Below are 25,135 nucleotides of genomic sequence, written 5' to 3' on the forward strand. Positions count from 1 at the left end.
AGCACTGTGTTTCAGCGGCGACTTAAATAATATATCATACGGCTGAATGTAATGCAACAGTTTTTTTCATTTCTTTTCTTTAGTAGTTTTACATTAGCTAAAGCTATCATATCCGTACCCTATCTTGTCCTTTCATATTAGGTCATGCTAATAGGTACAAATATTTTAACACATTGATGAAAGGGTTTACAATAACTTCTTAATAAAATGCTTTTTATCATTTCCTGAGCAACTATATCTCCGTTATGCGTACCTCAATGTTCACTCAGGTAAGCGGGAAGCCAGCTCTCTATTACAGAGCAGGCTTCCCGCTTGTATAACAGGTACCTCACTTATTCATCAATCGCAATTTCCAGGTTAGTTCTGTATCCATGGATTACGACGCTTTTTATCGGATTTCCTTTGGCCGGAAGTAGCTGCACCCTCTCTGGATGTTTTCCCGGACACGGATACCTTGGATTTATTCTTCAGAGGAGCCTTGCTTGTTCTGCGTTTTGCAGCGGCCGGCTTACTCCCTGCTTGCTTGGACTTCCCTTCCGAATCTGATCCAACCTCTTCAATTGCTACCTGACTTAGGTTAGCGTCTTCACGCCCCCCTTTTTTACCACCCTTCCCTTGCCCTTGAGGAGGATACATTTCACCAAATGCTCCAAGCGGGGACGGCGGAACCATGTTCTGAGTAGGGTACGGATTCTGATAAGCATACTCAATAGGCTGGTTTGGCATCGTTGATGTGGACATTTCAGGCGGCATACCGTACGAAGGACCGTACATATTCCATGCCGGATCCTGATAACCATGAGAAGGATAAGTATACTGAGGCATATGTGTATGTGAGCCACATCCGCATGGAGGGTACGGAAGCATTGAGTATGGAGATATGAAAGGCGGCTGATGATTCATATGACTAGGTGCTACATACGTTGGGAATGGACTATTCACTTCGCCAGCTGGAGCAATCGGAAATGAGTTGTTTTGCATTTCTGCGGACAGATTCGGCATAACGTTATTGTGGTTATAACCCTGCTCCGCGCCAGTCCACGGACTGTTAGGCAGATCACTGCCACTATAAGGACTAACTTCCAGAATCCCTGGAAACGCCGCATTGTTACTCGCTCCAGCCGTGTACATGTCTTGCTGAGCACCATACACCTCTTGTACAGGAACCGGGATTTGAACATAAGGGTGCTCGGCTGGCGCATGATGCAACTTATTACCACAACCACAAGGTTTTTTCGTTGCTGGTGCAACCTCAGTTGGAGACTTTGTATTAGGCATTACAGGCAAAGGCATAATTTCAGGCGAAAGATTAGGCATTGTGTATTTCTTGGATTCTGCTACCGGTTTTACATAAACTTCGGGTTTAACCTCTTCTTTTTTGTGCGTTTCCTTTTCAGGTTTCACTTCAGGAAGCTCCGGTAACTGCGGCAGTACCTCCAGTTCAGGCTTCACATTCGGCTTCTCCGTATTGGCTGGTGGTGGAGCAGGCACTTGGACCGGAACAGGAACCTCTGCTACCGGAGCAGGGGGAGTTGGCGCTACTGGAGCCGGTGGTTCCTGCTCTTTGACTCCCGTATATTCCTTACCTTCAGGTGACAACTTTTCTTGAGCAGCAATGTTGCCGGCACCCGAATTAGATGTGCTGTTTCCTTGTGCGTGCATAGATGGAATATAAACTGTCTCCCCCACCAGCAGAGCGTTCGGATTTTTCAACTGTGGATTGGCATTGACCATATCTTTTAAAGGAACTCCCCAGGCTTGTGCCAACTTCCATAACGAATCTCCTTGCTGCACCTTGTGACTGTGGAGCACACCCTCCGGCTTCGGTGTTACTGGCTCTGCAGGGATTTTGACCTTCATACCAATATCCAACTTGTCGGGATTTGTGATTTGCGGATTAGCCGCGATCAATTTGTCCAGCGCTACATTGTATTTTTGGGACAGCAGATATAATGTGTCGCCTTTTTTCACCATGTGTATTTTCACAGGGAACTAACCTCCTAGACGTCATACTTGGGCAGTACATTCGCCCATACCGTTACTACATCCTATGCAGAAACCGGGCTAATGACATCAACTAAACAAAAAAAATCCTCCTGTCTCTAAAATCCCCATACGCCAGGTATGCAAAATTTTATCGGACAAGGAGGATTCCTGTTCCCTATGTTATGCAATTCTAACTTAAGATTCCCACACTTTATATCCATCTTTGTCAACAATCTGACGGAATGCTTCCAGCAGTCTCAGCGTTACCGGACCTGCTACCCCCGTGCCAATTGTTCTTCCATCCACTTCATATGCAGCGATAACTTCTGCAGCTGTCCCGGTGAAAAAGACTTCGTCTGCGATATACACATCATGCAGGGTGAATGGCACTTCTTTTAACTCAAGCTCCAGTTCGCCGCATAGATCGATAATCGCTTGACGTGTAATCCCTTCAAGTGCTCCGAGATAACAAGGCGGCGTGTACACTACACCATTTTTGATGATGAAGATGTTATCACTTGAACCCTCAGTTACGTAACCTTGGGAGTTCAGCATAATCGCTTCACCGGCACCTGAATAGTTAGACTGGATTTTAACCAGGATGTTATTCAGATAGTTTAACGATTTAATTTTCGGATTCAATGCGTCCGGAATGTTCCGGCGTTGGGATACAGAAACTGCTTTCAATCCAGTAAGATAAGCTTCCTCCGGATAGATCGCCAATTGCTCCACGATGATGATTACGGATGCCTTAGGGCAACGTAACGGGTCCAACCCCAGATTACCAGGGCCACGCGATACAATAAGACGAATATAACCATTACGCATATCATTGCGGCGTACCGTTTCAGCCATGACTTCCAGCATCTCATCAATGGACAGCGGAATGTTCAAACTAATGGATTTTGCCGAATCATACAAACGATCCAAGTGGGCCTTACATCTGAAAATATTTCCGTTATAGATCCGAATACCTTCGAAAATCCCGTCTCCATACAAAAATCCATGATCATACACCGAAACGGTTGCGTTCTCCTTGGTCACATACTGACCATCCAAATAGATCCATTGTTCTGCCACTGATGACTGCACCTCCATAAAATATCCATTCCCTGTACTCCGAAACGTTATTAACCCGTCCATTGTACACCAAATGACAAGCCATTACTCGCTCATTCTACCCCGACTTATGACAACCTTCTAACATTCCCAAACACCATCAGGTCAATTATCTCGAAGGATATGTATAACAAGGATAGCTACCCAGAACACGCACCTGACAATTCAATGCTTCAATCTCTGCCATGGCTGCGGTAAGCAATACCGAATCGACCGTTTCCACAACATCAATGTAAAAATAGTAACTGCCCAATCGTTTCTTCGTTGGACGAGATTCGAGACGGGTCAAGTTCAGCTTCCGCCATGCAAAAGCTGACAATACCTGATGCAACGCACCCGGTGCATCTTCTGGCAACGTCACCAGCAAGCTGGTTTTTACATGATCCGGTTCACGTGGAATGTTTACAGGTTCATGGCCGATGAGCACAAAACGAGTGTAGTTGTTGTCATGATCTGTAACCCGCTCAGCCATAATGTCCAGACCATGCTTCTGAGCAGCAAGCTTTGTACCGATCGCCACCCAGCCCTTACCCGGATTTTTTTTCACAATTTCTACAGCTTCGGCTGTACTGTTCACACCTTCAAGATCCGCCCCGGGTGAATGCAACTGAATAAAATTCTGACACTGCGGAATAGCCACAGGGTGAGACATAATCTTGGTGATTCTACCAAAGTCATAATCGCCACTCTCTGTCTTAAATTCCGAACCATGTCCAATCACATTCTGGATGGATGGGTATACCCACTCCGCTTGCATTGGAATATCCACTTCATTTACAAGCCAGTCCATATGAAGACTAACGGAACCCTCAATGGTATTTTCAATCGGAATGACACTGTATTGTGCATTCCCGCTATCCGTTGCTCTAAACACATCCGAAATCAGCTTGGAATGAAGCAAATCTAATGGTTCCCCGTTGAAAAGGAAATCAATTGCCTCATGAGAGACTGAGCCTTCAGGTAATACTGCAATTCGTTTCATGCATTAACTTCCCCTTTGATTCTGTCCAGAAAAGGACGTTCGTCTTGATCAGGCAGCACGGTTACACCGTCCAAATCCGGATCGAGCCACAGTGCAGAAGCAGATATGCCCTCCCGCTCCATAGTGTCCAGCAAATATTGTTCCAATCCCGCTTTCCGGGTGTCATGACGATCTACCAAAGTCAATACGGTCGGGCCAGCTCCGCTCAAGGCAGCTCCCAACGCTCCATGATCAACAGCATGTTCCAATATCTCAGCCATGCCTGGCACCAATAATGCCCGATATGGTTGGTGAATTCGATCTGACATCGCCTTCTGAATCATATCCAGTCGTCCACTCGCCAAAGCGGCAACGAGCAGTGAAGATCTGCTAATGTTATGCACCACATCAGACATGCCAAATTGCTCTGGAATTACATTCCTTGCTTTTGAAGTAGACAGCTGGAATTCAGGTACAATAACCAAAGCCTGCAGATCCTGGTGTGGTTCAATACGTATATGATCTACCTGTTGACCATTCCATGCAGCCGTAATAATACCGCCATACAGAGATGCTCCCACATTATCAGGATGCTTCTCGAGGGATGTGGCCATATCCAGAAGCTTGGCATCAGATAAAGGAGCACCAATTAATGCATTCGCTGCTGCCAATGCACCAACGATGGCTGATGCACTGCTCCCAAGTCCCCGCGTAAGCGGAATATCGGAATACATGGAAATCTCCAATTCAGGGATGGATACCCCAGCTTTATTGAATACCATCTGTGCAACTTCGTAAATCAAATTCGATTTATCTGTTGGCAGACCTGTCAAATGATTGCCGTGAAGATGAAATGACGTCTGCTCGGCAGGTTTCATTTCCAACCAGGCATACAAAGACAATGCCATGCCCAGGGTATCAAACCCCGGACCGAGATTGGCTGTGCTTGCAGGTATTTTTACGGTTACCTTTTCACGCAAACTCATACAGATTGCTGCTCCAGTTGTGCAATAGCTGCCATTACCGCTTCTTCGGTATCTTCAACAACAAGTGGCTCAGTCGCTACTGTTTTGATCGCAATATTAGGATCTTTCAGGCCATTACCTGTCAGTACACAAACTACAGTCTCTCCGCCTTTAAAGTACCCTTCACTCTTCAGTTTGTATACACCGGCAAGGGAAGCCGCAGAAGCAGGTTCAGCAAAAATCCCTTCCCGAGAAGCAAGTGTACGATACGCTGTCAGGATTTGTTCATCCGTTACATAATTGATCTGTCCACCAGATTCCTCAGCTGCAGCTACCGCCGTTTTCCAGCTCGCAGGATTACCGATTCGAATTGCTGTTGCTACCGTTTCAGGTTCAAGGATCGGCTCACCTTTGACAATGGCCATCGCACCTTCAGCTTCGAAACCAACCATACGTGGAAGCGTGCTGGACTTGCCTGCCTCTTTATATTCTTTGAAACCTTTCCAATAAGCCGAGATATTTCCCGCATTACCGACTGGAATAGCCAGAACGTCAGGCGCTTCGCCAAGTTGTTCAATTACTTCAAACGCCGCTGTCTTCTGTCCTTCAATCCGGAACGGATTCACAGAGTTTACAAGCGTGATCGGATGTTTGGCTGTGATCTCACGCACAATCTCCAGTGCACGGTCAAAGTTACCATTGATCGCAATCACCTTAGCTCCATAGATCATGGCTTGGGCCAGTTTACCCAGTGCAATGTTGTTATTCGGGATCAGTACGATACAATTGAGGCCACCACGTGCGGCATAGGCCGCTGCAGCTGCTGACGTATTACCTGTGGATGCACACATGATCGTACGGCTGCCCTCTTCCATCGCTTTGGCAACAGCCATAACCATACCGCGGTCTTTGAAAGATCCCGTAGGGTTCAAACCTTCATACTTGAAATAAACATTCAAACCGAGTTCCTCAGACAGATTCTCTGCATGAATCAACGGTGTATTTCCTTCCTGAAGCGTAAGCAGGGGTGTATTTTCATTAACTGGAAGGTGCTCTCTGTACGTTTGCAAAAGTCCTTGATATCTCATTGTGGGTAAACTCCTTTATGTTTTAATAATCTGAAATGATGACCTGTTGAACCGGATATGATTAACTTGTACGTTATAACTGAAATAATTGAGATGCCGTATGGGATAAGGACAATTATCCTTCGACCCGGTAGACACTCTTAATGCGGCGAATGACGCTGAGTGATTCAAAATGTTTTAACACTTTATCCATGCTTGCCTTACTTGCATTATGTGTAACGATAATGATCTCGGCATCCGGGTTGTGCTCATTCGGCTGTTGAACAACCGACGCCAGACTGACATCATATTCTGCGAAAATTTGTGTGATTTGTGCCAATACACCGGCCTTGTCGTCTACGTGTAGTAAAATAAAGTTTTTCGACACGATCTGCTCGTCGCTTTGTAGTCGCTTAATCTTATAAGGCACAATTGCTTTGAGACCATTCACGCCAAGTTTAAGGTTTTTGGTAACCGCCACAATGTCAGCTACAACCGAAGTTGCCGTTGGGAGTTCTCCCGCACCCGCACCGTAGAACATCGTCTCCCCTACAGCTTCACCGTGTACATATACTGCGTTGAACACACCGTTGACTGAAGCAATCGGGTGATTCTGTCTAACCATTGTCGGCTGAACGCTGATCGTGATCTCATCGCCAATACGGTCCGCAATACCAAGTAACTTCATCTCATAGCCCAATCTTTTGGCATACATAATGTCTTCACGAGTTACGGAGGATATCCCTTTAACGGTTACATCCTTCAACTCCACATTGGTGCGGAAACCGAGTGTACTCAAGATCGCCATTTTGCGAGCTGCGTCAAGTCCCTCCACATCGGAAGTTGGATCGGATTCGGCGTATCCCAGAGCCTGTGCTTCAGCCAGTACTTCTTCATAGGATGCACCTTCCTGACTCATTTTGGTCAGAATAAAGTTCGTTGTTCCGTTCACAATCCCCATAATGCGGGTAATCCGATCAGAAGAGAAACCTTCAATCAGCGTACGAATGATCGGAATCCCTCCAGCAACACTCGCCTCATAGAACACGTCACATTGTTTTTCCTGTGCCTTCGCCAAAATCTCTGTACCATGCAGTGCCATGAGATCTTTGTTTGCTGTTACGATATGTTTCCCACGTTCCAACGCTTCAAGAATATACTCCTTCGTCTGATCAATGCCGCCCATGACTTCAACGATAACATCAATATCCGGATGACGAATGACTTCCCAAGGATCTTCCGTAAGCTTGGCACGGTCTACAGCAATAACACGTTCTTTCTCTGTATTTTTCACTGCGATCTTCTCGATGACAATCGGCGATCCAACCTGACTGCTCAGATCCTCCTGATTCCCTTCCACAATGCGAACGACTCCCGTTCCGACAGTTCCCAGACCCAACAATCCGACTTTTACCGGTTTCACTAACGATCTACCCCCTAATGTCTATTCTTGTCCGTCAGTCCTGTATGTTAAAGCCTAATTACCCTTGGCCTACAATACGTGTACGTCTTACTCCAGGCATATCTTGCATTCGATCCAGCATTTCACCGATTTCGCCATGAAGATGTGTTGTTTCCACCGAAATGACAACATTGGCTCTTCCTTGAAGCGGGATACTCTGATTAATCGTGAGTACATTAGCTCCATAACCAGCTACATGTCCAAGCACACGAGACAAGATACCCGACTGATGCTCTAGATCAATGGAGATCGTTACAATTCTCTCGCGCTCAAGCTGGTTGATCAGATGAATCCCATCCTTGTACTTGTAAAAGGCACTCCGGCTTAATCCGACCTGTTCAACCGCCTCATGCACTGTTTTAACATCACCAGAAGCCAGTAGTTCTTTTACCTGCATGGTCTTCACCACTGCCTCTGGTAAAATATCTTCCCGTACTAAGTAATAGCGTTCGTTCACAGAACGTCCTCTCCTCAAAGACTCATGTATTCATATAGTGGACATTATATAGGATCTATGACAAAAGGGCAATACATGACACGCCTATTTTTTGAAATACGTTCCTCACAGTATACAAGTTTATCCCTCTCCCATGTCAGGAAAAAACAAAAAAAACGCAGAGTTGCGGGTCAGCTTCCCACTTCTCTGCGTTCCTATATAGATCTCTCTCTCCACGGAAGACGACTACTTAGTAGTAACTGCTGCCTTCCACGAATTCGAATTCAAAGTCTCCAATACGAACTATGGTGCCTTCTACAGCTCCGCGCTTACGCAACTCAGCATCCACACCCATATAACGCAGTGTACGTGCGAGTTTCAGTATAGCCTCGTGCGAGTTCAGTTGCATCCGTTTCATCATGCGGTCAATCTTGGCACTTTCGACAACGAACATTTCATTCTCACGCACAATTTTGAAACCATCGTCTTCTTTTTTGTCCAGACTATATACTTTACGTTCAGATACATCTACTACCTCTTCAACCACTCGCTCGTCTGGAGCCTGATCCAGCAGATCAGCTGCACGATACAGAAGTTCTTGAATCCCTTTACGAGTCAAGGATGAAATTGGCATCACTTCAATATCAGGTTGCACTTCACGAACTTGCTGTAAAAATTGCTCCAGGTTCGCTTCAGAGTCTGGCATATCCATCTTGTTAGCTGCTACAACTTGCGTTCTCTCGGCGAGAAGCGGATTGTACAACTTCAATTCGTCATTGATTTTCTGCCAGTCTTCAAAAGGATCGCGTCCTTCAGAACCCGACATATCTACGACATGAACAATAATCCGAGTACGCTCGACATGACGCAGGAACTCATGTCCCAGTCCGACCCCTTCATGCGCACCTTCAATCAGTCCAGGCAAATCGGCCATGACAAAGCTTCGGCCTTCTCCTACACCGACTACACCCAGATTCGGTGTAATGGTTGTGAAATGGTATGCCCCGATCTTTGGCTTGGCTGACGAAACGACAGAAAGCAATGTGGATTTCCCGACACTCGGGAAACCAACCAGACCAACATCTGCCATAACTTTCAGTTCGAGTACGATGTAACGCTCTTGTCCTTCTTCACCGTTCTCAGCAAGTTCAGGTGCAGGATTGTTCGGTGTAGCAAATCGGATGTTACCTCGTCCGCCCCGACCACCACGAGCAATAACAACCTGTTGACCGTGACGTGTCATATCCGCCAGTACTTCTCCACTGTCTTCATCCAAGATGATAGTTCCTGGTGGAATGCGCACAATCATGTTCTCCGCGTTTGCACCATGCTGACTTTTGTTACGTCCCTTCTCACCACGTGGGGCCTTAAAGTGACGCTGGTAACGAAAATCCATCAACGTCCGCAAACCTTCATCCACGCGGAAAATGATGTCAGCTCCTCTGCCTCCATCGCCCCCGGCAGGTCCGCCGTTTGGTACATACTTCTCACGACGGAACGAAATAATTCCGTCCCCTCCATCTCCGGCTTTTACATAAATCTTCGCTTTATCTACAAACATTGGTTAACCCCTTCTTCCTATATTCCACACGGCATTCTGAATTGTATAAACGTATCCTCAGACGGAAACTGCTCCGTTCTGACTTTTTTTCCTTTGAGTACGGCAGTAAGCTGCCGCAGTGTTTCCGGATCGGGTGTTTGATCCCCATCCAGTCGGACAACCACATCTCCATGATCCTGTCCGAAGTTTAAGGTCAGTTTGCGAACCTCTCCCCAAGAAGACCGGCCGCCGCCATATTGATAGGCCCTGATTGCATCAGCAATCGCCCCGGTAAGTGACTCGCCATCCTCGGGAGAGACCAGAGCACTAAGCTGCAACTCATCTTCTATTTCCACATGCAAGTCCAGCGCAATTCCACTGGCACGAAAAGACTGAAGATAAAATACGAGGGAAGGAATACCTAATCTGGAGATTCGGCTTTCTTCTGTAACCCGCTCTTTTATTCTTTCCACACATTGCAAGGATTTATCAAGTTTGCCCAGCCGAAGATATCCATATAACACCTGAAGGTCGTTCATCCAGTCGTGTCGATGATGATTTAATGAAGCAATTGCTGTTTTTTCCATGGATTGTATGATGGCTCTGCGTTCCGCCTCCGCCTGTTTCTTCATCGCATTCACAGAAATGAGCAATACTGCGACGGACCACAATGCGCACACGACGTTTGAGATCATCGCCGGATACAACATAACGAAAACCAAAGGAATCAGAAGTGAACATGCCGCAATCCACGGCACTCTTTTCCAAGATTTCATGGCTTCTCCCCGTTCTACAAAACTCGGTTGGTCTACACCCACCGTAACCAAGTATAACATGTCTTTTCTGCCAGTTCATTATCGAATAACCGTTGAATACAAAAAACCTTCGGCAAAAATGCCGAAGGCTCCTTAGGCGGAATGCCGATATTACGCTTCTACTGCAGCTGCTACAGGAGCAACATTAACAGGATAGATGCTTACTTTTTTGCGATCGCGTCCCCAACGTTCGAATTTTACAACGCCGTCGATTTTCGCGAACAAAGTGTCATCTTTACCGATGCCAACGTTAGTTCCTGGGTGAATTTTCGTTCCGCGTTGGCGAACGAGAATGCTACCACCAGTTACAGTTTGACCATCAGCACGTTTAACACCCAGACGTTGAGCATTACTGTCACGTCCGTTCTTCGTGGAACCTACACCTTTTTTCGATGCGAATAACTGAAGATTTAATTTCAACATGATTGGTTGTCCTCCTTCTTTGCTTATTTGAATTGCTGTATTTTAATATACTTCCCGTATGACTCTGCAATATTAGAGAGCATAACCACCATGGATTCGAGTAACAATTGTACCTGGGACCAAGTTTCCCCTCTCTCTAACAAAGGTAAAGAACCACTTAAAAAGCCATTCTTCATCTTGGCATCCATTTCGACACCGGTCAATGTTTCAATCGAGTTCACCGTACCCACTGTAACAGCGGATACCCCGGCACATACGATGTCTTCTCCCCGCTTGGCAAAATTAGCATGCCCTTCAATGGAAAAACGTTCGATGTTCCCGTCCTCATCACGAAAGATTTGAACGATAATCACTTATCGCACCTTCTTTACGCTTTGATTGTTTCGATAGTTACTTTAGTGTACGGTTGACGGTGACCTTGCTTCACATGGTAGTTCTTTTTAGGTTTGTATTTGTATACGATAACCTTTTGTCCTTTGCCATGTTTCTCCACTTTAGCCGTTACAGTAGCTCCAGAAATCAATGGTGTACCTGCTGTCAAACCTTGATCGTTAGATACAGCCAGGACACGGTCGAACGTTACGCTTTCGCCATCGTTCGCAGTCAATTTCTCGATGAACAGAACATCGCCCTCTTGGACTTTGTACTGTTTGCCGCCTGTTTCAATAATTGCGTACATTTGCCTTGCACCTCCTCATGTCTCAGACTCGCCCGTTCTCAGGTGACAGTGTCCTTGCGGAACTGTTCTTATACCCGGCCAGTGCGGTTACAGCATGTGCAAGACCATTAGGCTAAACACATACTTGAAGATTATATCACGCAATATATCAAAAATCAATGCAATGGTGAAATATATCTTTTTCCCGTTCCATGGCAGGAAGAACACGGCTCCACATAGGGCAACGTACTTTCTTCCCGCACTTTCTTACGGGTAAGTTCGAGCAAACCCAGTTTGGTCCAACCCATTACAAACGCTTTGGTCCGATCCTTCTTGAGCTCACCCTCCAAGGTTGCTGCGACTTCATGCCGATTCGAAGCTTCCTCCATATCAATGAAGTCGACAATAATCATGCCACCGATATCCCTCAGGCGCATTAGACGGGCAATCTCCACTGCTGCCTGTATGTTGGTCTCTGTCACGGTCTCTTCCAGACTGTCACCGCCAGCTCCCGTATATTTACCCGTGTTCACATCCACTACAGTCAGAGCTTCGGTATGATCAATAACAATGTATCCGCCTCCGGGCAACCACACTTTCCGAGCAAAATCCTTATTCAACTGTTCCTGCACACCATAGGCAGCAAAGATGGATTCTGTTCCCCGATACACCTGTACTTTGGGTTGATGACCAGGACTAATCTCTTCGAGCAATGCTTTTACCTCACGGGCTTGTCCTTCACTATCAGTGATGACTTCGTCACTCCCTGGCGTATACACATCTCTGATGATTCGCTGTACCATGCTATGATCCCTATGCAAGAGGCTTGGTGAAGGCAAACTGTCCGCTTTTTCACGAATCAGATACCACTGCGCGCGTAATGTTTCCAAGTCCGACTTAATGGCTTCATGCTGCTCTTCTCCAGATACGGTCCGAATAATAAGTCCTTCTTCATCCCGCCTCAGTTGCTCCCCAAGTGCCTTAAGACGGGAACGATCCCCTTCACGGGCAATTTTCTTGGATACCGCTACATAGTCAGCAACAGGCATGTAGACAAGCCAACGGCCCGGGAGTGAATAATGAGTCGTCACCCGGGCTCCCTTGCCTCCTACCGGTTCTTTCAGAACCTGAACAATGACTTCCTGACCCGGACGAAGCAACTCCGAGATGGAAGGCTTCACCTTGGGCTGTTTCTCCAGATGGGGATGCAACACATCGTCCACATAGAGAAACGCATTCTTTTTCTGACCAATATCCACAAAAGCAGCTTGCATACCTGGTAACACATTCACGACCCGTCCCTTGAAAAAGGAACCCAGCAGTCCACGATCACGTGTACGCTCTGCCGTAAATTCCACAGCTTTGCCTTCTTCCAGAAGCGCCATTTGCATGAGGTTATGTTCATTATGTACTATCATTTGTTTCATGGCTTCACCTCTAGAAGACAATTCAAATCATCCACATCCATTTCAGTATCTTTTCAATTCTCATTGTACATATATTAACCCATTTCAGAACAGGTCCACCAGAACACTACAATTTATCACCATTTTGTTGAAAATAGGAACCGATTATCCGTTGCTCAGGCAAGACGGCCATAATTCGCCCCTGTCTGTTCATCACGTATACCATATGGTATCTTTCTCTCTTTAATAGACGCAAAATAGTGTCCAAAGGTTTCGCCGGAAATGAGATTATTGGCTGCGCCAAACTGCCAGTAGCCGCGTGACGAGTAAACGCGCCTTCCCGATTCATGAGAAAACGGATGAAGCGATAGGGCACATTTCGGTAATCCGTTACGTTCGAATAGAACAAAAAAAGGCCGATTAACAGAATGTTGAGCGGTAGGCCGTAGTCTCCAGTAAACCATCGGCTGATAGCATATAAAATAACCCCTGCGCTACACAGAATGCTAATTCTGTAAGTCCACATTAATGTTGTATAGTAGGGTGCCCACAGACTGACAAGCGCCTGAACAATTTTACCTCCGTCCAGAGGAAGTACAGGCAGCAGATTAAAGAGAGCAATGAGCAGGTTCCCCTGAATGATATAATTGAGAAATACCGGATCGCCCAGATTGCCATACTGCAACAGCATAACCACGCCAACCATCAGGATGTTTTGTAATGGACCAGCCAGAGCAATCATGATTTCCCGGTAGGCCGTGATCGTACCTCCATCTTCGATAACCGCTACTCCTCCAAAAGGAAGCATCTGGATCGACAAGACACGATAGCCCAGAAGTGCCGCCGCCGCAGCATGTCCACATTCATGAATGAATACGATAGCAAACAACGTAATAAGTTCAATAAAATGTCCAGTCAGAAGGGAGGCCATCATGATAATTACAAAAAACGGATGAAACGTAATACGGACTCCCCACACCCTAATCAAGCGCAACAACTTCCGCCGGGTCTACGTACTCCTCCCCCTCTTTGACTGCAAAATAGAGCGTGGCCGGTTGTTCACCACCCGTAGCCTTGAGACTCCCCACTGGATTCCCCGCTTCCACCCAATCATTCACGCTCACTTCACTTTCGTTCAACCGACCGTATATTGCCGTGACATTGCCTGTATGTTGGATGACAACTGTGAATCCACTTGCTGCATCTCCGATAACCTCCATGACACGCCCAGCATCAGAACTTGCGACCTGTATAAGTTCTGCACCTGCGGCATCCGGAACGATCTCAATTCCCTTCATGCTCAGCGCAAATGGCTGAACCACTGTGCCTGAGATCGGTTTGCCCAGTAACTGCCGAATGCCTGAACCATTGACAGCATCCGTCGTATGTCCGAGGACCGGAAGAAACGAAGGCGTTCCTCCAAAATGCCGTTCATACCAAGCCGCTGCTGAGGCAAAATCCATATCTCGATGGAGTGCTTCCGCAATTACTGTTTTGGGTGATGTCGTCCACGATGTATCCAACTGAAATAGACCCCATACTCCGCCAAATATCAAAGCGCTAATAACCGTCCGTTTGAGAAGTGACTTGAACAGGTTAAATCTCGAATGCCCCCCTGGAACGAAATGACCATTCTCTTTTTTCCACAACCATTCCGGATCTCTTTCCTGTGTCCCCTCATTAGGCGTAAATGGTTTTGGGTGTATGATCTCATTCTTGTCCAACAGTGAACCTAATTTCTGCTCCTGTAAGACCTCCACAGTGGCACCATCCATCAGTCGCCGAATGCGTTCTTCTCGTCTCTGCTTGATTCTGAGTTTCGTGTTCATGGAATGTCCTCCCGCCGAGGCTTGTTTACTACATCCTATGAAGAGGCGGTTGATAATATGAACAAGCCTGCCCGCAGGTAACAAAAAAAGCCGGGCTATAAGCCACGGCTGTCATGTAATCAGATAATGAATAAGTCCATTTAAATGAGTTAACCCATTCCCAAGAACTTTTTGAAACGAGTAAAAGCGCCCTTTTTCTGCTCCAGCTGCATCAATGGAACCGTATCTCCCAGAATGCGTCGTGCAATGTTGCGGTACGCAATCGCCGCAAGTGAATCCGGATTCATGACCGTAGGTTCTCCTGAATTGGCCGCTTTGATGACCAGTTCATCATCAGGCACGATGCCAATCAGGTCAATATTAAGTACTTGTAAAATACCATCGATATCTAACATGTCACCCGATTTAACCATATTATTGCGAATTCGATTCACCACCAGCTTTGGTGATTGAATGTGCGAACTCTCCAGCAGGCCGATGACACGATCCGCATCACGCACTGCAGCATTTTCCGGTGTAGTGACCACGATGGCCTGATCTGCTCCTGCTACCGCATTTTTGAATCCCTGCTCTATGCCGGCTGGGCAATCAATAATGACGTATTCAAAATCTTTTTTCAATTCAAGGATAATATCCTTGACCTGTTCTGGCGATACTGAGTTTTTGTCTCTCGTCTGCGCCGCAGGCAACATATATAATTCTTCGAAACGCTTGTCTTTGACCAAAGCCTGATTCAGACGGCAGCGGCCGTCCGCAACGTCGCACAGATCGTAAATAATACGGTTTTCGAGTCCCATCACGACATCCAAATTACGAAGGCCGATATCGGTATCTACCAGACAAACCTTTTTGCCGAGCAGCGCCAGCGCTGTCCCGATGTTTGCCGAGGTGGTTGTTTTACCCACGCCGCCTTTACCCGAAGTGATCACGATCGCCTCTCCCATGAGCTACACTCCTTTAAACACATTAAAATCTCGGCGTAACCGAACGATATTGCTCATTTTGTCTATCTGCATCTGATTGTCCTGTAAGTAAGCAAATTCCATTCCGGTCTCTCGGCTCTCCCATTCATCGGGAGGACGACTGATGATATCCGCAATCCGTAGCTGCGTCGGTGCAAATACCGAAGCGGCAATAATCGCTTCCTCGTCCCCGCCAATTCCGGCATGAGCCATACCTCTGAGTGAACCCAACACATATATATCTCCGGTACACGTCACTGTGCCCCCCGGATTGATATCCCCAAGAAACAGGAGATTTCCTTCATGATGAAGCACCTGACCTGAACGCACCATACCACACATGGTTACAATCGGCGGTGGTCCTTTAACCTCCGGTTGGAGTGCAGGTGAGTCGATGGATCGAATAAGCAAATTCCCTTTTTGCTTCAATATATCGAGGATTGCTTCTTTCTGGTCCTCTGTCACTTCGCGGGCACCCAACTTGATATCCACATGAACAATCGGTCCGGTCAAAATATTTTGATGGCTGTGTTCCAGCTTATAGCGGAGCTCATAGAGCAATTCCTCGAATTCACATTGATCGTCCAACAGGAAAACCAGGCCGTCTCGGATGCCTTTAATCGTTACGTGATTCGATTTTACCGTCATAAGCCTGTCCCTCCCATCTCATTACATTTCGTGCCCGGGGCCCCAAGTTCCTGCTTTGCGCTCCATAAATGTATTTAGGAAGCTTCTTCTGTCTTGCTCCGTCTCTTGCCGATCCGCTCCAGTTGTTTCCGAAGGGGGACATAAATGATCAAGGCAAACACAAAATGAATGAACAAATTAGGAATCATGTATTCAATCAACGCCCAGTCAAAGGTCACGTGGTTAAGTTGGAAGAGCTTGTACAGGAAAAATAGCATGGTGTCATTAAGCAGACTTCCCAAAATGACAACCGATACCATAACCGGCAAGGGTGCACGAGGTGCTTGAAAAATGAGTCCCATCATATATGCCGATAATCCCATCGAGAATCCATAAGGTCCAATCATCTCGCCGTAGAATACAACGTCATGCAATAGTCCAAAAAATATACCGAGTACTAGTGCCGTGTGACGATGATGATATACAGCGATAAACAAAATTACGATATAGACCAGATTGGCAGAAATACGCATCTGCCAGCCAGAAGGGATGAGCAGTGGCAAAATTGTGCCTTCCGCAATGAACAAAAGGAATAGTAACAGGAACAAAACTTGCTTACGTGTTACCATTATTCTTTTACCTCAGGCGGGATAATGACAATCAGCTCTTTCCAATCAAGGAAGCTTGCGTATGGTTTGATAATCGCAGTTCGCGTTAAACCGTACTCCCCAACTTCAACCTTTTCCACTTCACCAATCCGCATGTACTTCGGAAAGTTATTGATGATCCCCGAAGAGATGATCTCATCACCCTTTTTGATGTTTGAATCCTCCGAGATTTTGGTCATCTTGAGCATGCCCGTCTTCGGATCGTAGCTCTCAATCATACCAAACACTTTCTCTTTACCTACCGCCGTTGCTGCAATGGCATTGGATGTCGGATCATTGGCGTCCATGGACGTTAACAGATTAACCGTTGATGTATATGAGCTGACATGACTGATCACGCCGACCAGCCCTTCCTGGGAGGTAACGGCCATCCCCGGCTTGATTCCCGCATTTTCACCGATATCAATGTTAATGGTTCTGCTATTTGGATCCGAATTGGCACTGATAACCTGAGCAATTCGTGAACCGTAATTATAGCGATTCTTCTGTTCTTCTGTGAAATTGAGCGCTTTCTGAAGCTGCTCATTCACTTGCTCCATATCATTGTATTTCAGCCGATCTCGAGTGTAGTGACCCATCGCGATGCGGAGCTCTTCATTCTCTTCATATACCGTACGCATGTTCGCTACATCTTTGAAAAAGCCCGCTACATAGGAAGCGGGCTTGTAAAATACGTATTGTACAAATCCAACTGAATCCTTCAGGAATTTCTCCGGCCAGGATAGAGTGGTTCGCGGACTGAGCGTAAAGCCCATTAACGCGATAAATGTAACAAGGCCCACCAGCAAAACAAAAAGTCTTTTGTTGCCTAGCAGTTTAAACAGTTCGAACACCCTCTAACATCCATATTCTCTTCCGAGCCATGCCCGGCGGGGAGACTGTCAGACCTGTAGTCCCTGCGAGAATATCAGCCGATCCTCCCCTGTTAAGCGGGTAATAGCTCATCCCCGGGGTTAACCGGGTCCTCTATAAAGATATCTTGCCACTTGGTCGCTATGCCAAGTTAGGCAAATACCAATTAACGTTTGGAACGAACTGCCGAACTGCTTCTGCTTTTGAACAAATGAATATTCTCTAGCGCTTTACCTGTTCCGATGGCTACACAATCCAGCGGGTTCTCAGCCACAATGACAGGCATTCCTGTCTCACCAGCGAGAAGCTTGTCCAGGTTGCGAAGCAACGCCCCACCACCTGTAAGAACGATACCCCGATCCATGATATCGGCAGCAAGTTCAGGCGGGCATTTTTCCAGTGTTACTTTTACCGCTTCAACAATCGCATTCACCGTATCAGCCAGCGCTTCACTGATCTCGTCCGAAGTAATCGTAATTGTCTTCGGCAGACCTGTTACAAGGTCACGTCCACGAATTTCCATCGTTTCTACTTGTTCCAATGGCATAGCTGATCCGATGTCCATCTTCAATTGCTCCGATGTACGCTCACCGATCATCAGATTGTATTGGCGTTTGATGTACTGGATAACGGATTCATCCATCTCGTCACCTGCTACACGAACCGAACGGCTCGTTACAATACCACCAAGAGAGATAACAGCCACTTCCGTTGTACCGCCACCGATATCGACAACCATACTACCCGTTGGTTCCCATACAGGCAGATCTGCACCGATTGCAGCAGCAAAAGGCTCTTCAATCGTATAGGCTTCACGGGCTCCAGCCTGTTTGGTTGCATCTTCAACCGCACGTTGTTCTACTGCCGTGATCCCGGATGGTACACATACCATCACGTTTGGATGACGCTGGAACATGGAGCGTTGTTTTTGCGCCTCACGGATGAAATATTTGATCATTGTTGCCGTTGTATCGAAATCGGCAATAACGCCATCTTTCATTGGACGAATTGCACGAATGTTACCTGGTGTACGTCCAATCATTTTTTTGGCGGCTTCACCTACTGCCTCGATGCTATTTGTATCTGTCCGTATAGCGACAACCGAAGGTTCTCGCACCACAATTCCTTTTCCTCGTACATAAACCAACGTATTTGCTGTCCCCAAGTCAATACCCAAATCTTTCGTAAAACCACCAAACATAACATAATCTCCTTTTCTGCCTCATATAGCCGCTCCATTCTGATCCAGAGCGTAATAATTTTATTCCCACGCAATACGTGGAGCTAATATTCGCATTTGTTTTTTTGCATTTGTAAAGTGAACCTATCTTTTACGGACAACGCCGTTAACATTCATAGGAAAACATCAACGCCAACCATTATATTATACTAAGCCCTTCTCCTTCAAACTTACGTACGTTCCATCTCCAATAATAATATGATCAAGCACGTCAATGCCAACAATAGCGCCTGCTTCAATCAGTCTCTTGGTTATTTGGATATCCTCCGGACTTGGCGTAGGATCACCACTCGGATGGTTGTGTGCGCACACAATCGATGCGCTGCTGCATTTGATGGCAGCCCGGAACACTTCACGCGGATGTACAATCGAAGCGTTAAGGCTGCCCATGGAGAGTGTTTCCTGGGCAATAATATGATTTTTGCTATTCAGAAAGAGACACACAAAATGTTCTTTTTGCAAATAACGCAATTGTTCCATCAGGATATCAGCTGCATCACGCGGTGTACGAATTGAAGTCGACTGTGTGAGTCTGCTTTTGGCAATCCGATGACCCAGCTCAATGCCAGCTTTCAATTGCACAGCCTTGGCATTGCCGATCCCTTTCATCGCGGTCAGTTCTTCCAGGCTCAAATCCATCAACGAGCGAATGCCACCCGCTTCGGCCAGAATCCGCTGTGCCATATGCACCGCGGATTCCTGTCTTGTGCCTGTTCGAAGTAAAATTGCCAGCAATTCAGCATGGCTTAAGGCGCCCGCCCCGTATTCCATCATGCGTTCTCTCGGGCGTTCTTCCTGGGGGATGTCGCGCATCATGTATTGAGGCGACTCCATATGTTCCCTCTTTTCATTTCACAACATTTGGCTTCATTCATGTTCGTGGCAACACATGTACGCCGAACCCGTCCAACATATCACTTAACAAAGATAGCGGCAACCCAACCACATTAAAATAACATCCTTCAATGCGGTCGATCAGTGAAGCACCAATGCCCTGTATGGCATATGATCCTGCCTTATCTGAAGGCTCACCTGTCTGCACATAAGCACGGATGGTCGCATCCGACAGCTCTTTCATCGTTACATCGGTCTGGCGGTAATGAACTAACGACTGTCCATTGCCCGCATCAATACAAGCGACGCCCGTAAACACCCGATGTACGCGGCCCTGCAGCCGGGATAACATACGTTCAGCATCCGCTTCGTCTAAGGGTTTGCCTAGAATCTCACCATCCAGAACAACAACGGTGTCACTACCAACAATAATAGCTTCCTGCTCGCGGCCTTCAAGCCCGCGATACACGGCAAGCGCCTTGCGCAAAGCAAGTTCCTGTACCGTCTGTTCAGGTGTCCACTCTGGTGGTGTATCTTCATTGGCATGACTTGGTATTACATCAAACGCTAGGTGGAGTGATGCGATCAGTTCTTTGCGCCGAGGCGATGTGGAGGCCAGAATAATAGGGCGCTGTTGTGTGTTATCCAAAATGAACGGCTCCTTATGCCACGGCAACATCCTGTCCGGATCACGATAATAGATGTCACTGGTTTAATTTTTTTCGTCATAACTCGTCATTCTCCTACAGTCTGCGATACAGCCACACAGCAGCAATCATACCGATCAGACTCAGAAGGCTCATTTGAAATTGAAGTGAAATATCATAACTGATAATATCCAGATCAGCCTGTGGCGACCAACGTATGGTCGTGGCTTTCGTAAGAAAGGCTACTGCCTTTACAGGCTGCAGTGCCTTGGCGATCCACGCTCCGGCCATCCAGCCGAGCAGCAGAAACAGCAATAACATGCCGAAGTTTTTTTTCATCGGTAATCTTCCCTCGCCATTTTTTGACACCCACATTATTATACGGGGTTTTGTACGTCAATACAAACACAAATCCGGCAAGGGGAACTATTTCCAGTTCCTTGCCGGATGGGTATTTCCAAGCGTTGTTATGGGAAAGAGCATGTTACTGCTTTATCGCTTCGAGCCATTTTTTCTGCTGCAGTACATATTCCATCAGATCGGACTGCACGGACCACATGTGTACATCATCCGGGTTTTTGTTGTACTCCGCGATAGCCGTAATTGCACTGTTCATTGATTTCTCCATTCCACCAATAATAGGTTGTACATCTGCGGTCAGGCCAGGTGTAAGACTATTCAATCCCGTCAGCCATGACTCGTGCTTATTTTGAATCGCGGTCATCGTTTCTGTAGAAACTGCTGCCGGAGCAGACTGTCCCAGCTGCTGAATGGACAAAGTAGATAATTGTTCCACCAGTGCAGAACTGTTTGTGAAGAAAAGCTGCACATCCTCTTGTTTGCCACCGAATATAGCCGGATTGATCTCAGGGTTCACAATCTCCTTGACATATAGTTCAACTCCCTGGGCTTTTAGCCTGGAGCTAAGTAGCTTGGCCTCTTCACGATCAGCCGAAATGCCTGCATATACTCGATTTCCATCTTCAGGATCAGAACCTGCGGCTATACCTGCCTGAGCCAGCTCAAGCTTGGCCTGCTCAGCTCGTTCAGGAGAACTGAATACGCCGTATTGAAGTGCATAATACGTGCTGCCAGTCGCCGCTGTCTGAACCTGCTGTTCTGTACCTGCAGCCCCCTCCTGACCCGTCACAGTGGAAACTGCCTGATTGACGGGAAGAAGATCGCCTGGCTTGACGGCTCCTTCTTTATTAAAAAATGAAAGAATAACCATACCAAAAAGCGCTCCGGTAACAAGTGCCCCAGTGACAGAACCAATCATTTTCCATCCCCTTGGGGGGCGATTGCGTTTATAGGAATAGTTCTCGGAATCTGCAAGCCAGTCGTGGCCTTGATCATCATGGGTATTGGACAGATCACGACGCTCTTCCTCCGGATTATCGGTGTGATTAACATAACCGTAACCGGTACGGTTCCCAAAATAATGGGCCTCATCCAAGTTCAAGTTCGAATCATGGCTCACCCGCTCGTCAGGTTCAGGTACAGTAGAGCTTGTCAGCACCGTCTCTCCCCAGTCTCCGGGGATATCCTCAGGCGTCCATGATGGGGTTGTATCCATCTGCTTAGGCGTTAGCGGTTGATTATGCGGTAATTCTTCACTTAACGTCACCAATGGACTGGACGCGGATATCCTCTTGTTTTCAGGCTTGTCCGACTCATGATCCCCGAAGCGAAACGTCATTCTAGCATTGCTCACCCGTACCCTCTCCTTTGTCCCATTTATATAAGCTATATGCAGAGACCGGAGAATACATTCCATATAACGCAAAAAACGCCTGCTTCGTATCGAAGACAGGCGATTTCTCAATTGATCTATTTCAAACCTTTGGCAAGTGTATCGCCGACTTTCCAAATATCACCTGCACCCATCGTAATCACAAGATCTCCTGGCTGCAGACGATGCTGCAAATCAGCCACAACTTCCTCTTTCGTTGGGAGGTAACGTGCAGAAGCATTACTGTTTTGAACGATCAGTTCAACCAGTCTGGCTGAGGTTACCCCTTCGATCTGTTTTTCGCCCGCAGGAGAATAGATATCCGTAATAAGCACCTCATCCGCTTCCGCGAAAGCACGACTGAACGCATCCAGCAGGAAGAACGTCCGCGTATAACGCTGTGGCTGGAATACCGCAATAATGCGTTTGCCCGTTGCTTTGGCGGCACTAATGGTAGCTTCAATCTCAGTCGGGTGATGAGCATAATCATCGATGATCAGCATATCGCGCGCCTCACCCAATACCTGGAATCTGCGTTTGGCTCCGTGGAATTGGATGATAGCTGCCACAATCTTCTCAAATGGAATGCCCGCTTCCAGACAGGTAATCACAGTAGCCATCGCATTATAAACGTTATGCTTACCGGGCACTGATAATTCCACCGTGCCCATAGCAGCACCCTGATGATTCATCGTAAAGGAGATACGACGATCGCCCAGTACAATATCCGTTGCCGTATAATCCGCAGCACGATCAATACCATAGGTTGTAATCCGTGACTTGAGTTCTGGCAAAATCGCTTGAACATTCTCGTCGTCAGAACACACAATCGCTGTTCCTTCCGGACGAATCTGGCTCAGGAACTGCACATAAGCCCTTTTGAGCTCCTCAAAATCACTGTTGTAATTCTCCAGATGATCTGCCTCAATATTGGTTACAATACCGAGCCATGGATGGTACTGCAAAAACGAACCATCGCTCTCGTCCGCTTCAGCGACTACCCAGTCGCCTTGACCGGCCTTCGCGTTGGTACCCACATTCATGATTTCTCCGCCAATAATGTATGTCGGATCTGTATCACATTTATCCATAACAAGTGCAATCATGGATGAAGTGGTTGTTTTACCATGAGCCCCAGCTACAGCCACACCTTTACGTTCGTTCAACAAACGTGCAAGCATCTGGGAACGATGCAGAATCGGAATATTCAGCTCTGCAGCTGCTACCCGTTCCACATTATCAGCAGGCGCTGCCGTAGAGTAGACAACAAGATCTGCTCCAGTGACGTGCTCTGCCGTATGTCCGATATATATTTTCGCTCCCTTGGCTGCCAACTTCTCGGTCAACTCCTGTGAAGCGACATCCGATCCGGTAACGGTGTATCCCATTTCCAACATAACTCTTGCGATGGCACTCATGCCATATCCGCCAATCCCTATAAAATGAACGTGTTCCGATGTATTTAACAAAACTTTCACCAACCTTTTTCAGAATCGGTTTGATGCAAAAGGGCTGCCCGCACATCCGCAATCAGGTACAGTGTGCCGGAGACCACCCCCAGATCTTCCGCTTCCGTCCGTGACTTCAATAGATCAAGTGCCTTTGCCCATTCGGGCTCGACGATGATTTCCAGTTCCTGCTTCGCAATGGCGGGACGTACCCGTTCGACAATCTGCAGCAATTCGGCTGCATCCATTTTGCGTCGGAAATCTGGCTCGGTCAGGATCAGCGTATCCACTAGTGGCAGTATATGCTGCAAATACGCTTCGTGATGCTTATTTGCCAACATACCCATCATCAAAATTAACTTGTTGTGCGGATAGACATCCATAATGCTCTTGGCCAGTGACTCTGCCCCTTCCGGATTATGTGCTCCATCAAGCACAATTCGGGGTTCATCGACGACTTTTTCGAATCTTCCTGCCCAGAAAGCATTCTCCAGTCCAAGTGCAATATCGTTGTCATCCAGCATAAATGCCATGTATTGTCTAAGCAATTCAAGCACCATAAGTGCGGCCGCTGCATTGTCACATTGATGTGAGCCCTGCATGCGTATGCGAACGTCCAGATCACGGAACGGGCCTGTAAAATGAAAAGATTGTCCGTTCTCATTGCTGTCCAGTCTATGATAAGAGAATTGATCTCCAGCCAAATACACGCTTGATTGAAGCTGCTGTGCTTTCTCCTGAATCACCTTCACAGCTTCGGGTTGAGTCGCGCAAGTCACAACGGGTACTCCCGGCTTGATAATACCTGCCTTTTCTCCAGCAATCTGCTCAATCGTATCTCCAAGCACATCCGTATGATCCATACCAATGTTCGTGATGACGGACACAACAGGTGCGACAATATTCGTTACGTCCATCCTTCCCCCTAGCCCCGTCTCCCATACCACAACGTCAGGGTAACACTCCTCTGCATAGTACAGAAGCGCCAGAGCCGTGGACACCTCAAACATCGTGGGTGATCCAAGCGGAGTGGAGGCCATTTCCATAACCAGTGGATGTAATCGGTTCGAGAGCTTAAGCAGGATTTCTTCAGGAATATCCTCACCGTTGTATTGAAAACGGTTTGTAAACTTGGTGATATAAGGCGACGTAAAGGTACCCACATCATATCCAGCCTGAAGAAGCACTGACGTCAAAAAAGCGCAAGTCGAACCTTTGCCGTTCGTTCCCGCGACATGAATAAATTTGAGACGTTGGTGTGGATTGCCTAACATGGACATCAGACTCTCGATTCGTTCCAATCCAGGTCGGATGCCAAAAGGAATAAGGCCATTGATCCAGTCCACGGCCTCGTTGTACGTAAGTAAAGGAGCTGCTGCATCTGTCCCGTCTAATTCCGTCATCTGATTCACCTTCGGTCCCGAGTTTGAGTGAAAAAAGCGGCCGGATGGCATAATG

General features: G+C 47.0%; 26 protein-coding genes and 1 other annotated feature. All 26 genes read right to left on the minus strand.

All coding sequences use genetic code 11. The features are described 5' to 3' along the window. Positions 1–357: 357 nt before the first annotated feature. A complete protein-coding gene (locus tag MHH92_RS23885) occupies positions 358–1,986 on the minus strand; it encodes a LysM peptidoglycan-binding domain-containing protein (RefSeq protein WP_340906786.1) in 1,629 nt (542 codons plus the stop codon). 195 nt (positions 1,987–2,181) lie between these two features. Next, the gene (gene ilvE, locus MHH92_RS23890; RefSeq protein WP_017692630.1) at positions 2,182–3,066 is read right to left on the minus strand and encodes a branched-chain-amino-acid transaminase; all 885 of its coding nucleotides are present in this window, start codon (positions 3,064–3,066) and stop codon (positions 2,182–2,184) included. Between the two features lie 148 nt (positions 3,067–3,214). Next, positions 3,215–4,087 (minus strand): prephenate dehydratase, encoded by an 873-nt coding sequence (gene pheA / locus MHH92_RS23895; protein WP_340906792.1) that lies wholly within the window; start codon positions 4,085–4,087, stop codon positions 3,215–3,217. After that, positions 4,084–5,052: a homoserine kinase gene (gene thrB / locus MHH92_RS23900; protein ID WP_340906794.1), complete on the minus strand. Its 969-nt coding sequence runs from the start codon at positions 5,050–5,052 to the stop codon at positions 4,084–4,086. Before thrB ends, pheA begins: the two co-directional genes overlap by 4 nt. Then, positions 5,049–6,119 (minus strand): threonine synthase, encoded by a 1,071-nt coding sequence (gene thrC, locus MHH92_RS23905; RefSeq protein ID WP_036673546.1) that lies wholly within the window; start codon positions 6,117–6,119, stop codon positions 5,049–5,051. The genes thrB and thrC overlap by 4 nt, the downstream gene beginning before the upstream one ends. A gap of 115 nt (positions 6,120–6,234) precedes the next feature. After that, entirely contained in the window at positions 6,235–7,521 is a 1,287-nt protein-coding gene (locus MHH92_RS23910; protein WP_017692626.1) for a homoserine dehydrogenase, read from the minus strand. A gap of 58 nt (positions 7,522–7,579) precedes the next feature. Beyond that, complete coding sequence (locus MHH92_RS23915; protein ID WP_017692625.1) at positions 7,580–8,017, minus strand: ACT domain-containing protein; 438 nt, start codon at positions 8,015–8,017, stop codon at positions 7,580–7,582. A gap of 229 nt (positions 8,018–8,246) precedes the next feature. Further along, positions 8,247–9,557 carry a GTPase ObgE gene (gene obgE, locus MHH92_RS23920; protein WP_340906798.1) on the minus strand — a complete coding sequence of 437 codons (1,311 nt, stop codon included), beginning with the start codon at positions 9,555–9,557 and terminating at the stop codon, positions 8,247–8,249. Between the two features lie 17 nt (positions 9,558–9,574). Then, a complete protein-coding gene (locus MHH92_RS23925) occupies positions 9,575–10,372 on the minus strand; it encodes a Spo0B domain-containing protein (protein ID WP_340906799.1) in 798 nt (265 codons plus the stop codon). Positions 10,373–10,462: 90 nt separating this feature from the next. Next, entirely contained in the window at positions 10,463–10,774 is a 312-nt protein-coding gene (gene rpmA, locus MHH92_RS23930) for a 50S ribosomal protein L27 (RefSeq protein WP_017692622.1), read from the minus strand. A gap of 23 nt (positions 10,775–10,797) precedes the next feature. Then, complete coding sequence (locus MHH92_RS23935) at positions 10,798–11,127, minus strand: ribosomal-processing cysteine protease Prp (RefSeq protein WP_036605912.1); 330 nt, start codon at positions 11,125–11,127, stop codon at positions 10,798–10,800. A gap of 14 nt (positions 11,128–11,141) precedes the next feature. Continuing rightward, positions 11,142–11,453 (minus strand): 50S ribosomal protein L21, encoded by a 312-nt coding sequence (gene rplU, locus MHH92_RS23940; RefSeq protein WP_017692620.1) that lies wholly within the window; start codon positions 11,451–11,453, stop codon positions 11,142–11,144. 14 nt (positions 11,454–11,467) lie between these two features. Next, positions 11,468–11,552, minus strand: a sequence feature (ribosomal protein L21 leader region). Between the two features lie 56 nt (positions 11,553–11,608). After that, the gene (locus MHH92_RS23945) at positions 11,609–12,859 is read right to left on the minus strand and encodes an Rne/Rng family ribonuclease (RefSeq protein WP_036605911.1); all 1,251 of its coding nucleotides are present in this window, start codon (positions 12,857–12,859) and stop codon (positions 11,609–11,611) included. Positions 12,860–12,965: 106 nt separating this feature from the next. Beyond that, positions 12,966–13,826, minus strand: a complete 861-nt coding sequence (locus tag MHH92_RS23950) for a M50 family metallopeptidase (protein WP_340906807.1) — start codon at positions 13,824–13,826, stop codon at positions 12,966–12,968. Continuing rightward, on the minus strand, positions 13,819–14,667 hold the full coding sequence (locus tag MHH92_RS23955; RefSeq protein ID WP_340906808.1) for a M23 family metallopeptidase: 849 nt from the start codon (positions 14,665–14,667) through the stop codon (positions 13,819–13,821). Before MHH92_RS23955 ends, MHH92_RS23950 begins: the two co-directional genes overlap by 8 nt. A gap of 149 nt (positions 14,668–14,816) precedes the next feature. Next, positions 14,817–15,611, minus strand: a complete 795-nt coding sequence (gene minD / locus MHH92_RS23960) for a septum site-determining protein MinD (protein ID WP_017692616.1) — start codon at positions 15,609–15,611, stop codon at positions 14,817–14,819. 3 nt (positions 15,612–15,614) lie between these two features. After that, on the minus strand, positions 15,615–16,277 hold the full coding sequence (gene minC, locus MHH92_RS23965; protein ID WP_017692615.1) for a septum site-determining protein MinC: 663 nt from the start codon (positions 16,275–16,277) through the stop codon (positions 15,615–15,617). 74 nt (positions 16,278–16,351) lie between these two features. Then, positions 16,352–16,885 carry a rod shape-determining protein MreD gene (mreD, locus tag MHH92_RS23970; RefSeq protein WP_036673543.1) on the minus strand — a complete coding sequence of 178 codons (534 nt, stop codon included), beginning with the start codon at positions 16,883–16,885 and terminating at the stop codon, positions 16,352–16,354. Next, entirely contained in the window at positions 16,885–17,757 is an 873-nt protein-coding gene (mreC, locus tag MHH92_RS23975) for a rod shape-determining protein MreC (protein ID WP_047841182.1), read from the minus strand. The genes mreD and mreC overlap by 1 nt, the downstream gene beginning before the upstream one ends. A 185-nt stretch (positions 17,758–17,942) precedes the next feature. Beyond that, positions 17,943–18,977 carry a rod shape-determining protein gene (locus MHH92_RS23980; RefSeq protein WP_017692612.1) on the minus strand — a complete coding sequence of 345 codons (1,035 nt, stop codon included), beginning with the start codon at positions 18,975–18,977 and terminating at the stop codon, positions 17,943–17,945. 183 nt (positions 18,978–19,160) lie between these two features. Continuing rightward, positions 19,161–19,850 (minus strand): RadC family protein, encoded by a 690-nt coding sequence (gene radC / locus MHH92_RS23985; protein ID WP_036673540.1) that lies wholly within the window; start codon positions 19,848–19,850, stop codon positions 19,161–19,163. Between the two features lie 37 nt (positions 19,851–19,887). After that, positions 19,888–20,499: a Maf family protein gene (locus tag MHH92_RS23990; protein WP_036673538.1), complete on the minus strand. Its 612-nt coding sequence runs from the start codon at positions 20,497–20,499 to the stop codon at positions 19,888–19,890. 94 nt (positions 20,500–20,593) lie between these two features. Then, positions 20,594–20,836 (minus strand): DUF4321 domain-containing protein, encoded by a 243-nt coding sequence (locus tag MHH92_RS23995; RefSeq protein ID WP_047841183.1) that lies wholly within the window; start codon positions 20,834–20,836, stop codon positions 20,594–20,596. Positions 20,837–20,981: 145 nt separating this feature from the next. Further along, the gene (locus tag MHH92_RS24000; RefSeq protein WP_176873006.1) at positions 20,982–22,211 is read right to left on the minus strand and encodes an SPOR domain-containing protein; all 1,230 of its coding nucleotides are present in this window, start codon (positions 22,209–22,211) and stop codon (positions 20,982–20,984) included. A gap of 116 nt (positions 22,212–22,327) precedes the next feature. After that, the gene (gene murC, locus MHH92_RS24005) at positions 22,328–23,647 is read right to left on the minus strand and encodes a UDP-N-acetylmuramate--L-alanine ligase (RefSeq protein ID WP_047841184.1); all 1,320 of its coding nucleotides are present in this window, start codon (positions 23,645–23,647) and stop codon (positions 22,328–22,330) included. Between the two features lie 56 nt (positions 23,648–23,703). Next, positions 23,704–25,080 (minus strand): bifunctional folylpolyglutamate synthase/dihydrofolate synthase, encoded by a 1,377-nt coding sequence (locus MHH92_RS24010; RefSeq protein ID WP_036673600.1) that lies wholly within the window; start codon positions 25,078–25,080, stop codon positions 23,704–23,706. Between the last annotated feature and the right edge of the window lie 55 nt (positions 25,081–25,135).

The organism is Paenibacillus sp. FSL M7-1414 (genome assembly GCF_038003195.1).
Classification (GTDB): Bacteria; Bacillota; Bacilli; order Paenibacillales; family Paenibacillaceae; genus Paenibacillus; species Paenibacillus amylolyticus.